We start from the raw sequence: 15372 nt of genomic DNA on the forward strand, positions 1-15372 counted from the left end.
AGGGGCAAACTTATCAGAGCAACGCTCGCTTCAGTAAGGACGAGGAGCGCAAACAGGATGGGGAGGAGAAGGATGAAAAAAAGAGGGCCAGGATGAAACAGACCGGCCATCGCCAGCCACGGCGGCAACAGCCAGAAGAGCAGTCCGAACAGGTTAGCGCCTATGACCCGCGCCATCTTGTGGGCGAAGATCAGATGTGGCGGCGCGGGGGATTTGATCAATATGGGAAGATCGGACGACTCGTAGCAGTGCCTGAAGGTGCCGTCTATCAATCCCCTGAGCAGCATGATAAGACCGACCGCCATGAACAGGTTGATGAACGTGAGTTCCAATCGGAGGGCAAGCTCGGAATCCAGCACTGAGACGGCATATCTCAGGGCGCTGCCGGCGGCTTTGTAGAGGACGAAAGAGAGGAAAAATACCCCGGCCCAGCCGGCGATGAGGGACCATCTTCGCGTCCCCCATCTCAGGCCGTTTATAACCTCCGCCCTCCAGGCGGAGAGAAGGGCCCCGATCATCCCCGTCGTGTTCTTACTACTCTCTTTCCTCAATGGGTCGGCTCCCCTGTTTTGTCTCCTCCTCCAATCTGCCGAACTTCTCCGTCTGCTTCCTCTTGAGCATCTCCTTATCCTGGGCGTTCTTGATGTTGACGATATGGGGCGTGATCAGAACTATGATCTCGGTGTTCTCGGTGGTGTCATCTGTCCTCTTGAACAGCCTTCCGATGAAGGGTATGCTTCCCAGTATGGGCACTTGATAGGTGGTCTTCTGTTTTTTCTGCCTTATCAGGCCACCTATCACTATCTGCTGGCCATCCTCCACATCGATGTATGTGCTGAAGGTGGTGCTGGAGGTGACTGGGGCGTTGAAGGTGGTGTACTCCAGGAGGTCGCCGGTGTTGATCTGGTTTATCTCAAGCCCTATGGTCCGTTTCTCCTCACCGGTGGCCTTCGCCTTGGAGATGTGCGGGATGATGTCGATGTTGATGCCGACGTTCTCCAGATATGCAAAAGACAACGTCTCAGCTTCGGTCACGGGGGATACCTGCGTTCGCTCTAGATACGGTATGTTCTTGCCTATGCTGATCGTGGCGGGTTTGTTGTCCCTCACTAATATCGAAGGTGAGGCGAGCGTTCGGACCTTGTTCTCCTTCATCAAATTATAAAGCAACGCCTGATACTCCTTCGTCGCCAGCGAATAGGTGAACCCTATAAGCTCATTTCTCAGCTGTAGCGATGAGTTCACCTCGCCGGTGAGCCTGTCGATCCCGGCGATCCTCTTCTCCTTAAGGGCCAGCTCTAATCCCAACTTCGTATCGTCATCGAGGGTGACCTCCAGGATATTGATGTCGAGCCAGACCTGCCCGCGGCTGACGTCAAGCTGTTTGATGATGTTCAGGACCTTTTCGACGTTTCTCTTAGGCGTTGTTATCAGGAGGGAGTTTGTGTTTGTATCGGCGACGATATCGACCTGACCGGCGAGCGTGTTTATATCCTTCTGCTCTATCTGCCCGCCCATCAGGAATCTGAAGAAGGAGAAACGTCCCCTCATGCTCCTTCTGGAAAGGGCACTTTGCCACATGGAGTTGAGAAGATCGGCCAGTTCCTGAGCGTCAGAGTATTCAAGCTGATAGACCACGGTGGTCTCCTGATGCTCCTCAGGCGTTGGGACATCCAGCTCCTTGATGAACTCATCTATGAGCTCAAAGTTCTTGGCGGGCGATGTGGAGACTATGACGGCGTTTAAGGTCGGGTAGGCCACCGCCGAGACGTTTCCGGCCAGAGATCCGCCGATCGTCCTCCTCTGTCTTCGCGGGATGAAGAAGAAGGGCATCGGCCCCCGCTGGGTTCCGCCGTACATGTTGGTTATGATCTGTGCGACGTTCTCCGCGTCGGCGTATTTCAGCTTATAAACCTTCGTGGCCCACTCCTGCTCAGGGATGCTCTGATCCATCTGTTCTATGAGCTTATCTATAACCGTGAAGTTCTGAGGGTTCGTGGCGATGATGACGGCGTTTAATCTATCGTCCGCCACCATGTTGACCGTTCCCTGGATGCCCGCCACCCTTTGCTCCTCCGGCCTCCTCCTCTCGCGTATCCACCATGGCAGGTTTCTGTCAACGCCCTCGAAAAGGCTCTGGAGGTTATCCACCACGGTCTGAGCGTCGGCGTTTTTAAGAAGGTAGAATCTTACGGTCTGCTGCTGCTCGGCCGGATATTGATCGAGCTGTTTTATCAGGTTCTCGATTATGGGAAAGTTACGGGGATCGGTGACGACTATGACGGCGTTCAATCTGTCCTCGGCGGTTACCCTCACCTCGCCGACGATCCCCATTCCGGCGGTCTGAATTCCCTCACGCCTCATCCTGAACCTCCGTTCGGCCGACCACATCCTCAGCCTCCATCGCTCCCACGATGGTGCCGTACGAGCTCCCATTCCCAACAGTTCATCCAGCAGATTGGCCACGTCCTCGGCTATGGCATATTTCAGTTTAAATATCTTCATCTCCATGTTGGCCGTCGGTGATTGATCCAGCTTTTTAACAAGCTCCTCTATGTAGGCTATGTTCTCCTCGGACGCCTTGACGATGAGCGAGTTGGTGTTGGCGTCGGCCGTTATCTCGATCCTTCCCCTCAGCAGATCCAGTGCCCCCCCGCTCTCTATGGTGCGTTTGACGATATCCTTTATCTCCCCCGGCCTGCGCCCTCTTATCTTCCGCAGCACGTTCTGCACCACGCCTTCCATCTGGAACACCTGTTGGAGCGTCTGGGCGAGGGAGGTGGCGTCCGCGTATTTGAGCTTGATTATCTTGACCTTTATCGGCACCTCCGGTTCGGCGTCTATGACGCTTATGATCTCGGCTATCCTGCGGATGTTGGAGGCGACGTCGGTTATGACGAGCGAGTTGGTGTCGGTATCGGCGAATATGACGGCGTTCTGCGAGACCATCCCCTTGAAGGCGTTCACCAGCTCTTGCGCGGCGGCATATTGAAGCGGCATTACCTGCGTGATCACCTGATCCGTAGGTTTGATCTTCTCGGGATCTTTCCCCACGAAGACGGGCACCTTCATCCTGACGGCCTTGGCGATCGTCGTGATTATGATCGTCTTATCTGTCTGAATCGTGGTCAGCCCCAGCTGGGATAACCCCGATTTTATCTGCTCCAGCGCCTCCTGAACCGTGACGTTTTTGAGGTTGACCAGCGATATCTTCTTATCCTTTATGTCCTCCTCTGCCGCTATGATGGTCAGATTCGTCTCCGAACTGAGAAACCTAAACAGCGACGGTAGATCGACGTTGACGAAGTCCAGTGTTATCCTCTTGGCCTTGTTATCCGGACCTCGCTCCTCGACCTTCATGACGTTTTTGCCGGGCGTCCGGTCTCCGGGCCCCTGAGCGAGGACGGGCAAGCAGGCGGTTATGAACAAGGCAACCATCAAAAGGCTTATCGTCCATCTGTATCTCTTCATAGCAAGCTCCCCTTCAAACATATGTTAATTTAAGGTGCTCTATTCAAAGGAACAGGGATGGGGCGGCGAATCTCTCTTATCCTTATTCTCCCCATCTTCTCCATAATCCTTTTCCTCTCCTCAGGAGAAAGTCCCCTCCACTTTTCGGCTGGGAAGCCGGGAGGCGGTGGCGGACCGCCCTCAGGGATGAACCGAGGAGGTGGCTTGAACTCCTTAGGCGGTTTCCCTCCGCCCGGTCTACCTCTTGACGGCCCACGGCGACCTCCCCTCGATGTGAGAAAGCCGATCTTATCCAGGTTCAGGTTGACCTCACCGTCGCCGACCTTCAGGATCACCTTTCTATGCTCAATCCTCTCCACAGTGGCCTCTCCGATCCTTTCCCCCTCAGATACATAGTAGGCCTTATGGGTATTGTTATCGTATATGAGAGCCCTGCTTTTGCCCTTTCCCTCTACTATCACCGTGCCCAGGAGGGTATATGACGGCCTTCTTTTGCGCTCCCTGTATCCGAGAGGTCGAAAGAGGTTGTTCCGAACTATCACCTCGTAATCAAGTCCCTTACCGGTCGATTCGCCTTCATCGATTATCCTCTTTATCTCAGCCCGCAACTTCGGATTTTTCTTGAACTCTTCGAAGACCTTCTGTCGCAGTTTGGGATTTCGCCTCAGCTCCTTGACCGATACCCCCTGCTCCTTGGCGACCTTGGCGATCAGCCTTAAGGCCTTCTTGGGCATTCCCTGGCCGAGAGCATGATAGTTGAATGAAACCATCATGAATCCTACGATCAAGAGGGTTAATACCTTCGGGATTGTCGATTTCAAATTCGCTCACCTCCTCCAAGTCAAAGGGCGTTAGCTATGATCGTCAACCGCACGCCGAGGATACCCTGTTTCTCGTCGGCTACCCCTATTCTAAGTCCCCTCGGTTCCAGCCATTTGGAGGATTGCTGTAGGCTGAGTATAAATTTGACAAGGCTTTCCAATTTCGTTTTGAAAGTCATATCCACGTAGTAGACTCGAGGTTTATACGAGGCGGGAATACCGGTTATCAGCGCTAAAAGATCGTTTCTCTTCGCCTTAACCTCCTGGTTGTATTGCATGAGAAGTTTCAGGGCTTCCTGTGAGTTCACCCTTTCCATTTGGGGTTTATTTTGAGGTGATCCCTCCTCACTGCTTTCCGACGTCACACCACCTGCCAGTTCGTTCAGGGCGTTGGCTATCTCCTCCTCCATGGGCAGAGGTTGCTCCTCCTCAGATGGTATCTCAGCCAGATATTCGGATATGATCCCTTCGTATTCCTCCTTGGTAAGCGGGTTGCCGGTTTCCATAATTTTCCGCGCCACCCGTAGTTTCAACTCCTTTGGAAGTTGAGTTGGCAGAAGTGGGAAAACGAGGTGGGATTTAATCGGGCGGTCGTTTTCGATCGATTTCATCTGTAGCTCAAGTTCAGCGGCGTATAGCTCTTTGACGAGATTGAGCTTTGTCTTCTGGGAGATGGGAATCGGTTTGGTTGAAACGATCGGTCTGACGCCCAACTGGTCGATCTTCCTTATGCCCGATTCCTTAGCGATCTGGGAAACCCTACCTATTATCGCCGCCTGCTCATCCCCCTCCTCGAAGACGGAGGAGCGTAGCTCTTTAAGCTGATCCAGACTTTGAAAACCGCCTAACATATTTCTGTATCTTATTATCTCGTTCGCCGTTGCCGAATCGAGTCCTTCCACCTTCATCAGGTCGAGGAAGGTGGCTTTGTTTATATCCTTCTTCCCCTCCTCATTCCCGATGGAGAACTTCTCTGAGATCTTCTTTATCATCTCATCCGATATGATCGGCTGATCTGCCACACCCAATTCCCTTTGCACCCTCATCTCCAGCAGTTTCATCGCCCCTTCCATCTGCGCCAGTTTCTCAGCCATTTCAAGCCGGTTCCGCTTATCGTTCAGCTCAGCATATGCCTCCATCCAGCCTGAGATAAGGGGCCATATGAGGAGATAGAAAGCCGAAAAGACGACGGCCACTCCTAATATCCCAAGTCCTACCTTCTCCCTTGTGGTTAGCTTCCGCATCGTCTCACCTTCCAGCCTCTGCCACTTGGCTTTCACCGGCACCGGAGGAGCCGGCGATGATTTCGTTTGCCTTAGGAGAGATTTTGAAACTTATCTGGACCTGAAGTATCGGCCTCTTGTTCTTCTCCACCGAGGCGATCTGACCCTGCTTGACATCCTCGAAGAGAAGCGATCTATCGATCTTCCGTATCGCCTCGCTTATAGCATCGTGCGAGGAGGCCTCCACGCTGATCGTCACCTTGCCGTTCTTATCGATCTGCAGGTTGGTGAAGGCGATCTTCGTCCTATCCGGGAACATCAGGCTTAACTCCCTCAGCACATCCAGCGGGGAAACCTTTGGCTTCATCAAATCAAGCATAGCGAGGTTTTTAAGGAGCATGGACCTCGACTGCTGGCTGGTCTTCTGCGTTTTCAGGAGTTGGGAGTTAATATCAGCGAGCATCCCCTCGATGTGGTTATCCCAGAGGGTGAGGCCGGTTCCCAGCAGGGCTATCCCCAGCACAACCGCTGCGGCATATGATATCGCCTTTGTGAGAAACTCCCTTCTCTCCTTTCTCTCCCTTTCCTCGGGTGGGATGAGGCTTGCGAGCTTAACGCCGTCGATGGCCATCCTCGCGAGGCCAACGGGAAGCGCGAAGAGATCTCCATCCGCCTCCGCCACCTTCTCGCCGCCGGGAATCGCCCCCATCGGGTTCCACCTCACCACATCTATGTTGAGCCGCTCGCGCAGGTATCCCTCCAGCCCGCGTAGCCTAGCCCCGCCGCCACAGAGGAGAAGTTTAGAAGGACTGATCCTCGTCTCGCCGATCATCCCGCTCAGAAAAGCTTGGATCGACCTTTCGACCTCCAGGGCCAGCCTCGAGGCCCATTTCCCGGTCGTATCGGCCACCACACCGCGTCTTTCGTCTATCTCACCTTCCGTGGATTCCGATTCCTCCCTCTCGCCTGGAAGGCTCAGATCGGAGGAGGGCAAATAGGCCTCCTGATGTTTTATCCTCTCGGCTTCCCTGAACTCCACGCCGAGTCTCCTGGCGATCGAAGCGGTCAGCATATCTCCGCCGACGGGGAAGCTCCTGGAGAAGGCCAGTCTTCCGGCGAGGATGATGCCCATATCGGTTCTGCCGGCGCCGATATCCAGGAAGAGCACGGGGGATTGGCTTATCTCCTCATCGACCGCCTTACCCGCGGCTAGGGCTGTGGCGAAGGCCGAGGGGATGAGCATATCCGGCTTGACGTCAGCCTCCTCCAGTATGGACATGTATCTTTCCACATCATCCCTTCGGGCGGCGACGAACTGCAGGGATAGCCTGCCCTCGCTCTCCACGACGTTCTGTATATCCCCTATTGCCTTCTCCATGGGGAAGGGCATATCGGGGGCAACCTGCATCTCCACGGCGCTTCTGAGGTTCGCCTCATCTCTCGCCCGAGGCAGATTCGCCACGTCCCTCACCACCACCATCGAACGGGGGATCGAGGCGATTATCACCTTTCCTTTCATCCCCTTGACAGCGCTCCTCACCGCTTCAACTATCATCCTGTCCTCAATCCTCGACGAGGAGGATCTATCCAGGGTGACATGAGCGTGCTTTATCACGCCGGTTTGCCTATCCGATACCTCCACGAGGAGGCTTTTAACGGCATTCGTTCCTATGTCTACGGCTAGGTATCTCATCTCTGTCTCCAGAGTTTAATTTCAATCCGATCTCCGGTTCTGTCCACTACACCCATGCAATATCCTACCTCTTTGCCGTCATCGGAGATCCCATACGATTCCACCCTGAACACGTCCGATCGGACGGTTATCATCGGGCCGAGCTGCTTGAGCGTATCCGGGTCCATCCCCTCCACGTCCATCAGATCTCCGAGGCTCTGGAAGGGTTGACCTGAGCTTTGCGAGCTGTTCTCATCGACCGATCGGGCCTGGATGATCGCCTGCGCCTTCTCCTCATCCATGCCCGGCAGGATCTGAAGGATCTCGATCGGGACGGTGTTGATGTTTATCAATCCCGGCACAGCCCCTTCATCGTGGACCGTGATCTTATCCGTTATACCTTTGAACTCGTCCACAGTTATGACCTTCGCCTCCCTTATCTGATCCGTGTTTCTGTATCCTCCGATCTCGTCCCTGTATCTTATCACGTCCTCAGCTACCCCGTTATCAAATCCGGGCAGCGATGCCAGCTCGCCCTCATCGGCCGTGTTGATGTTAATCCTCTTCTTATCGCTTTCCCCGGAGGTCTTGATTCGTTTCTTGATGTCGTTAAAGGTTTTCTCCGAGACGGCCGGCACATCTAAGAGATCGAATATGCTCTTAAAGGGATGTTGCTCCCTGTAGTCCACGATCGATTGGGCCTCAGCCTGTGTGAATATCTCTCTGCCCTCATCGTCCGTTATCCCTGTTATCTGGTTAACATCCGCCTTGGCGATGTTAACCGGTTTCTCATCAGAGTTCGGGTCGAAGGATCTGGCAGCGGAGTAGACGGTCAGTGTCTCGATAAGCGGTATCGGCTGCTGTTCGTTCGTCTCGCCCGTGGCAAGGCCGAGCTTGACCTGAAGGGAGGAGTTCGAGAGAGCGGAGGAGGTCGTTGAGGAAGTGGCGGAGAGGGCTTGTGTGGTTGTGGACTGCTGTGATGAGGTCGTGCCCGTTCCATAGAGCAGCTCCTTGGTCATCCCTTCCACCTCTGCCAGCTCTCCCACGGTGCGGAATTTACTCTGGCTGCGTCTCTGGACGATGGCCTGGGCGAGGCTTTTTGCCGTGTCCTCATCGGCGCCGGCGAGCTGTATCAGTCCGGCCAACACCCCTTCATCCGCCGTGTTCAGATTCACCTTCGCCGATTCATCCTCGATCTTCACCCTGTATTTAAGCGTCTTACCTTCCACCAACGGATCGTCTATCTCGCCTTCCTGCTCCTGAGCCCAGTCCTCATCGAGGGAATCGTACGGGGTTTCATCCTCTTTAAGCGATATGAGGCTTGCCTCGAATCCGGCCTTAGCCACGTAGAACAATCTCGTTCTGTCGGCGAAATTCGCGTCGATCCTCCGTTCGAGTCCGGTCGAATAGAGGAACTCAGTGGCCAGGACGGTCAGTATCGTCAATATCCAAAGGGTTGCTATGAGCGAGAAGCCCGACCTTCTCACGGCCCACCGCCTCCCTGAAACGGCTGAGCTCCGGGCATAGCGCCGCCCTGTGAAGCGGTTTCCTTGCTGAGGTTGAGGTGTACGATCGTCATCTCGGTCACGGTGACCTTACCCTTCTCATCGGTAACCGAGAGGGTTATCATGACCGCTTTTGGAAGCTGTCCTCCCTGCTCCTGCATATCCCAGTAATCGAGCCAATCCTCGCCGTCGAAATACTTAAGATCGAGCATGAGGACGTTTTCGGCTATGACCTCGGCCTTCAAAACCGCTTCGCTCTCCCCCGTGGCTTTGAGCTGCGATTCGCTTTGATACATAGTCTGGTACTCCTGCCCCTGCGCCTCCTCGGCCTCGATCAGATCGGCCGGCGAGACCTCCCCCTCGAAGACCTGTGACAGCCCATCATCGTAGTTCAGGGTATGGGTTGTGATCCGATAGAGCGAATAGGGCGAGACCGCCTGGGAGGTCTGGCCGAGCGTGCTCAGGATCATCTCCCTCTCGGCGAGGTTCGGATCCTCAGCTATCATGTATCCGACGCGGATGAGATCTGTGTTGACGGGAGTTCCCTCCGCTTGTTCCACGTTTTGTAACGTCCACCCCTCCTGTTGCTGTGTCTGAACGAACTGGTAGAATTCATATCTGGGATCGATCACCCTGACGAAGCTTATCGTGTCCTGATCCATCCCCTCCTCATTTTGATAATCCTCGGAGGTCATGAGTAGGTCCTCGTCCTGCTCGATGAAGAAGAGGTTCTCCAGGTCGCGGGCGATCTGCTCCAGAGCTGCCCGACATTTCTGAACCGTCTCCATTCTGGCCTGATGCTTCTGATAGACCTTGATGGCGGCGTTATATGATGTGTAGGCGGTTCCGCCGATGATGACCAGGATCGTCACGGCGACCATCAGCTCTATCAGGGTGAACCCTCTTTCCCCCGTTAACCGTTGGCACGTTACACGTTCAACGTTCAACGTTACAATCATCTCGAACCGCCTCCCGTCGTTCCCTCCTGAGGAGTGATGGTTCTATCGGCGATGTACGTGGTGGCGGCCACCGCCCTCTCCCTGCCTCTCTCCTGCCAGGTGACGATCACGGTAACCTTTCTAAGGCCGTCCGTGTCGGTGTTCTCTATCTTGCTCTGCCATCTGAACCGGGAGTTCTCACCGAACTCCCCCTCATCCTCCCCGACGTCCGGAAACCCCTGCGATTCGATCTCAGCCATCTTATATTTGAGCAGGAAGAGGGCCATCGTCCTGTTTTCCGCCTGAGCCTGCCATATGGAGCTTCTGGAGAAAGCCGATATGAGGGGTGGAAGGGCTATGGCGAGTATAGCTATCGAGACCGCTATCTCCACAAGCGTGAATCCCCTTTCACCGGTTCTCCCTATCATCTCCATCATCTCCCGGCTCCCACGCCCGAGATCATCGACGTGTCCACTCCCATCTGTTGGAGTTCCTCCTCTGAGATCTGCTCAACCTCGATGATCCCCGATCTTTTAACCTTCACCGCCATATATCTCCCGGTGACCGAGGCGAGATATATGGCGGAGTTCTCCGATGTGCCAAGCATGGAGAAGGGGATGTAATCCATCCCCGTTGTGATCACCTGCCTTCCTGTCTCGTGGTTCGTCTCCATGGCCAGCATCACCACGTTCTCGTGAGGTCTCTGAGGGACACCGAGGATCATGCTGGTTCGTGAGATCGATTCCGACGTCGATGACCCCGTCGAGCCCGCCGTCGTCGAGGTTGACGACGTGCTCTGAGCCGTGGTCGTCGCCAGGGTCAAAGCGCCGGCGAGCGAAAGGCTCAGATCCCCCTGATCCAAGGCGGATCTGTCGGCCAACCAGAACATCTGATTATCCAGGTCGAACACGACCAGATAATCCGTCCCTTCGGTTATCGCTACGTCCTTTGTGTAGGCCAGCAGAGATCTGATCATACGAGCGGTGCTTTTAAGCTTGCTCGTCTCAGTTACCCTTTTAAGCGAAGGCGAGGCGATGCCGATCAGGATCATTATGAGCGCCAGAACGATCGTCACCTCGATCAGCGTGAAGCCTTTGCTACTATTGTGTTCCGGTCTCCTCCCAATTAGTGATATCAGCGTCATATCCGGTTCCGCCCTCCTTACCGTCCTTGCCGAGCGAATAGAGGTCGAAGTCATACCCCTGATGCGTTCCGGGGTATTGATAGACATAGGGATTACCCCATGGATCGTTAAAGGTTGGCCTATCGATGTAGGGGCCGTCCCAGTTAGGCGGCTCAGGCGGTATCGAGGGCTTCTCCCACAGAGCCCTGAGCCCCTGCTCGGTCGTCGGGTAATCGCCGTTATCTATGGCATACTGCTGCAGCGCCTGGCTGAGGACGCGTATCTCAACCTTCGCCTTGGCCACCCGAGCCTTATCCGGCTGTCTGATCACCCTGGTGCCGACCATCGTGGCCAGGATGCCTAAGATCGTTATGACGATCAGCAGCTCTATCAGGGTGAAACCCCGTTCCCTCCTCTTTCTCCTCTTCCCATTTGTTCTCAAAGACATGGCCTGGACACCTCCATTATCAAATATAACGTCCGCCGTCGGCCGTCCGCCGACCGCCACTTATCCTCCCAATGCGGTGCTTGCCTCAAAGATGGGCAGGACCATCGCCACGGCCATGAAGGCGACCATACCGCCCATGAGCAGGACAACTAAGGGTCCGACCGTGCTGGTAACACGATCGAGATGCTTTCTGGTCTCAAGATCGTAGAAATCCGCCAGCTTGTTGAACATCACTTCGGGTTTTCCCGATTCCTCGCCGATAGAGATCATGTTGACCACCATCTCGGGGAAAATACCCTGCTCCCTCATCTGTCTCGCCAACGTGGAGCCGTGTTTTATCTCCTCGATGCTCTGTTCAACCGCCTTCTCATAGACCTTGTTGCCGATGGTATCTTTAACGACCGTCAGGGCGTCGAGCAATATGACGCCGTTCTCCAATAGCGTCCCCATCGTCCTGGTGAACCTCGCCAGCGCGAAGGCCCTGAAGATCGATCCGATGAGCGGCATCTTTATCCTGAGCCCGTCCAGGGCGATTTTGCCGTTCTCCGTTTTGGCATATTGCCTTATCCCGAAGATAATCGTGATCAATCCGATCAGAATCAGCCACCACCAATCTCTCACCCCTCCGGTGAAGGCTATGAGCATCCTGGTCGGCGCGGGGAGTGTGATCTTCATCTCGGCGAACATAGCCGTGAATTTGGGTATGACGAAGACAGTCAACACGACCAGGATCACCAAGCTCATCGTGAAGAGAATCGCCGGGTAGAACATGGCGGATATGACGGCGCTTTTAAGCAGTCTCTGTCTCTCAGAGAAGCTGGCCAATCTCTCAAATACGGAGCCTAAGATCCCGCCCATCTCCCCGGCGCGGATCATGTTCACGTAAAGCTCGGAAAAAACCTGGGGATGGCGGCTCATGGCGTCGGCAAGCGTCGCCCCGTGTTCCACATCCTCCCTCACCTGGCTTATGACCCTCTTGAAGGTCTTATTGGCGATCTGACCGATGACGATCCCCAGAGCCTCCGCGAGCGGCACGCCGGCGTTGAGCATGGTGGCCATCTGATAGCTGAAGAACTCCACCTCGCTTGATCGAACCCTGCCGCCGAGGAGGGGTATCCTGAAGGCCCGCCTTTCGCCCTCCTCCCCCTCCTCGACGATCCTGGTGGGGAAGAGATCCATCTTGCGCAGAATCGCTATGGCCTCCTGTTGTGAGGAGGCATCTATTGATCCTGATCGCGTGGCTCCGGTGGCAGTTAGAGCCTCATATCTGAACCTCGGCACCGATCACACCCCCTCGTATGCCTCGCTCTGAGTGATCCTCATGACCTCCTCGATCGTCGTTATCCCCATCACCACCTTGCGCCATCCGTCCTCACGCAGGGTCCTCATCCCGTATTTTCTGGCCTCCTGCTTGATCTGCTGGGATGGGACGTTCTCCATCGCCATCTGCCTCAACTGATCGTTCATCACGATCACCTCGAAGATCCCCGTCCTGCCGACATAGCCTCTTCCCCTGCACTCGTCGCAGTCGGCTCCCCTCACGGCCCTGTAGATCATCAGATCGTCCGGCACTGTCTCCGGGTCAACCCCCATGCTCCTGAGCTCCTCCTCGGTCGGGTGATACCTCTGAGCGCAGGACTTGCAGACCTTCCTGACGAGCCTCTGGGCGACTATCCCCTCCAGGGTGGAGGCGACCAGAAACGGCTCTATGCCCATATCTATGAGCCTTGTTATGGCGCTCGCGGCGTCGTTCGTATGCAGCGTGCTGAAGACCAGATGTCCCGTCAGAGAGGCGTGTATGGCCATCTCGGCCGTCTCCAGATCTCGTATCTCACCCACCATGATGATGTCCGGATCCTGTCTGAGTATATGCCTCAATCCGGCGGCGAAGGTGACCCCTATCTCAGGTCTGACCTCTATCTGGTTGATCCCCTCAAGGTCATACTCGACCGGCTCTTCAATCGTGATTATCTTAACCTGTTCGGTGTTGATCTTCTTGAGGCAGGCGTAAAGCGTCGTCGTCTTTCCGCTTCCGGTCGGGCCGGTGGAGAGGATGATCCCATATGGCTTGCTTATGAGCTGATAGAACTGCTGGAGGTTATCCTCCAACAGGCCGAGGCTTTCCAGATCATAGGCCATGGCCTCCTTATCCAGGATACGCATCACTACGCTTTCGCCCCACAACACCGGCACGGTCGAGACGCGGATATCTATCTCCCTGTTCCCCAGGCTTTCGATACGGAGCTGGATCCTGCCGTCCTGCGGCCTGCGTCGTTCGGCGATGTTCATCTTCGCCAGAAGCTTGACTCGTGAGGTTATGGCATGCTGGAGGTATTTCGGCGGACTGGGCCTACGCTCCAGAACGCCGTCTATACGATATCTTATCAGCACCTCGTTCTCGAAGGGCTCGATATGGATGTCGCTGGCTTTTTCCCTTACGGCATCGATGATTATCTGGTTGACGGCGTGTATGACGGTCGGGTTGGTCGCCAGATCCTCAGGCTTAAGGCCGTAGTCGGCTATGGTCTGAACGCCCTCCGTCGTGTCCACCCCGATGGGCGCCTCGGCATCTATGACGTCCTTGGCCGTCTTGCCGTAAAACCGCCTGATCGCCTCCTGTATCTCCTCCTCCAGCGCCAGAACGGGCTCGACCTCGCATCCCGTCACCAACCTTATGTCGTCTATCACGGCGAGATCCAGATCGGGCATGGCGATTTTCAGGACGTTATCCTCGCTCAACTGGAGGGGGACGACCCTTCTGCGGAGAGCGAAGCTCGGAAGGATCTTGGAGACGGCCTCCTCGTCCTTATCCTCCTCCGTCACGTTCTTGAGGCTGACACAGGGGATATCGAGCTCCATGCTTCTTCTGACCAGCTCCAGCTCCCTGGGGGTGATGTAGCCGCCGTTGACCAGGATCTCATCCAGATCGGGTTTCTCCGAGGACTCGATCTGCCTCATGATCTCAGCATACTCGCTCTCATCGATCATTCCGGCATCCAACATTATCTTCGTCAAAGCTTTATCGGCTAACGTAAGCAAGATGACAGCCCCCTTTACTTTGTCTGGGAATTTTCACCGCTTGACTTAGACGAAAAAGGGGAGGGTTGGTTTAACAGAGCCAAACTACAATCGTATCGCTCGGAGGGCAGCAAATCCCTGATAGATCGTCTTATCCTTCCCCGATCAGTTCCAACCTCGCCGGTTCAATAACCCTGTCCTCGGCGATCTTAAGCTGATCCAAGGAGGATATGTTGAAGGCCACTCTGTCTACAAACACCCTCATGTCGGGCAACATCTTCCTGAGCTCAGCTACCTCCTCCATCATGAGCTCGGTGTATACGTAGACCCTGAAATGCGTGCCCCGTTTGGACGGGAAGAGATCCATCCACCATTTGCCGCCCGCCGTCACCCTCAACTTGCCCATTCTGTTTCTTACGATCCCTCCCGTCTCATCTATATATCGCATGAACTCCTCTGCGACCTCACACATGGGAGTCATGGCGAAGCAGGCTAAAAATTCGCCCCTCGTCATATATCTTGTCCGTTTTCTACGAGCGATATACTCTCCCTTCGGCTCGGAGATCTTTCCTCCCACGATCTCCTCGGCACTGATCAACGTCTCATCGCCCTTTCTATAGGTGAGATAGGAGATGTAGTTTATGTCCACACCGAGTCGGCGCAGATACCTGACGATCTCAAACGACCTGGGATCACTACCCTGACAGAGGATCACCAATCTCTGTCTGCGATTGAAGTCGTCTTCATCGATCTCGCCTATCTCATGGTGGAAAAACCGCCTGTGTTCCTCGATGAGGGTGCTGAAGTGGCGTCCTCTTCCCTCGAACCACCTTCTGGCGATCCGCTCCAGATCGGCGTATCCCATTCTCGATATGCGGGCGGCGTATTCCAGCACCTGGCCGATGGTATTGCGCGGCCTTCTGCTGCGTTTGACCTCTATGATGACGGTGTTACCTATTCGGTCAAGCCCTAAAAGATCATACCTACCCCCTTCGACTCTGCCCTGTCGACCGATTATCATGATCGGCTCAGTCCCGAACAGAATACTTGGGTCCTCCTCTATCATCTCCTCAATCCGCTTCTCCTCAATTCTCACATCGGCTATAAGCCTGAATCTGTCGCCTTCCCACCTGTAAAGCGGCATCTCAACCAC

The 15372-nt window shown here is 54.9% G+C and carries 13 protein-coding genes; all 13 read right to left on the reverse strand.

Going from position 1 to position 15372, the window contains the following annotated elements; translation table 11 throughout:
• On the reverse strand, positions 1-551 hold a 551-nt coding region (locus J7M22_17645; GenBank protein ID MCD6508427.1), incomplete at its 3' end, for a hypothetical protein.
• A complete protein-coding gene (locus tag J7M22_17650; protein ID MCD6508428.1) occupies positions 535-3471 on the reverse strand; it encodes a hypothetical protein in 2937 nt (978 codons plus the stop codon). The genes J7M22_17650 and J7M22_17645, both read right to left, overlap by 17 nt.
• A 29-nt stretch (positions 3472-3500) precedes the next feature.
• Positions 3501-4292: a hypothetical protein gene (locus J7M22_17655; protein ID MCD6508429.1), complete on the reverse strand. Its 792-nt coding sequence runs from the start codon at positions 4290-4292 to the stop codon at positions 3501-3503.
• A gap of 20 nt (positions 4293-4312) precedes the next feature.
• Positions 4313-5536, reverse strand: coding sequence for a helix-hairpin-helix domain-containing protein (locus tag J7M22_17660; protein ID MCD6508430.1), 1224 nt, complete (start codon positions 5534-5536; stop codon positions 4313-4315).
• 4 nt (positions 5537-5540) lie between these two features.
• Positions 5541-7208, reverse strand: coding sequence for a pilus assembly protein PilM (gene pilM / locus J7M22_17665; protein ID MCD6508431.1), 1668 nt, complete (start codon positions 7206-7208; stop codon positions 5541-5543).
• Positions 7205-8674, reverse strand: coding sequence for a helix-hairpin-helix domain-containing protein (locus J7M22_17670; GenBank protein MCD6508432.1), 1470 nt, complete (start codon positions 8672-8674; stop codon positions 7205-7207). Before J7M22_17670 ends, pilM begins: the two co-directional genes overlap by 4 nt.
• The gene (locus J7M22_17675; GenBank protein MCD6508433.1) at positions 8671-9651 is read right to left on the reverse strand and encodes a prepilin-type N-terminal cleavage/methylation domain-containing protein; all 981 of its coding nucleotides are present in this window, start codon (positions 9649-9651) and stop codon (positions 8671-8673) included. The genes J7M22_17670 and J7M22_17675 overlap by 4 nt, the downstream gene beginning before the upstream one ends.
• Positions 9648-10058 carry a type II secretion system minor pseudopilin GspI gene (gene gspI, locus J7M22_17680; protein ID MCD6508434.1) on the reverse strand — a complete coding sequence of 137 codons (411 nt, stop codon included), beginning with the start codon at positions 10056-10058 and terminating at the stop codon, positions 9648-9650. The genes J7M22_17675 and gspI overlap by 4 nt, the downstream gene beginning before the upstream one ends.
• Before the next feature lie 5 nt (positions 10059-10063).
• Positions 10064-10774 (reverse strand): prepilin-type N-terminal cleavage/methylation domain-containing protein, encoded by a 711-nt coding sequence (locus J7M22_17685; protein MCD6508435.1) that lies wholly within the window; start codon positions 10772-10774, stop codon positions 10064-10066.
• Complete coding sequence (gene gspG / locus J7M22_17690) at positions 10731-11201, reverse strand: type II secretion system major pseudopilin GspG (GenBank protein MCD6508436.1); 471 nt, start codon at positions 11199-11201, stop codon at positions 10731-10733. Before gspG ends, J7M22_17685 begins: the two co-directional genes overlap by 44 nt.
• Positions 11202-11261: 60 nt before the next feature.
• Complete coding sequence (locus J7M22_17695) at positions 11262-12482, reverse strand: type II secretion system F family protein (protein MCD6508437.1); 1221 nt, start codon at positions 12480-12482, stop codon at positions 11262-11264.
• Positions 12483-12485: 3 nt separating this feature from the next.
• Entirely contained in the window at positions 12486-14240 is a 1755-nt protein-coding gene (tadA, locus tag J7M22_17700) for a Flp pilus assembly complex ATPase component TadA (GenBank protein MCD6508438.1), read from the reverse strand.
• A gap of 130 nt (positions 14241-14370) precedes the next feature.
• Positions 14371-15363 (reverse strand): hypothetical protein, encoded by a 993-nt coding sequence (locus J7M22_17705; protein MCD6508439.1) that lies wholly within the window; start codon positions 15361-15363, stop codon positions 14371-14373.
• Positions 15364-15372 lie beyond the last annotated feature (9 nt).

The organism is Candidatus Poribacteria bacterium (assembly GCA_021162805.1).
Taxonomy (GTDB): Bacteria; Poribacteria; WGA-4E; order B28-G17; family B28-G17; genus JAGGXZ01.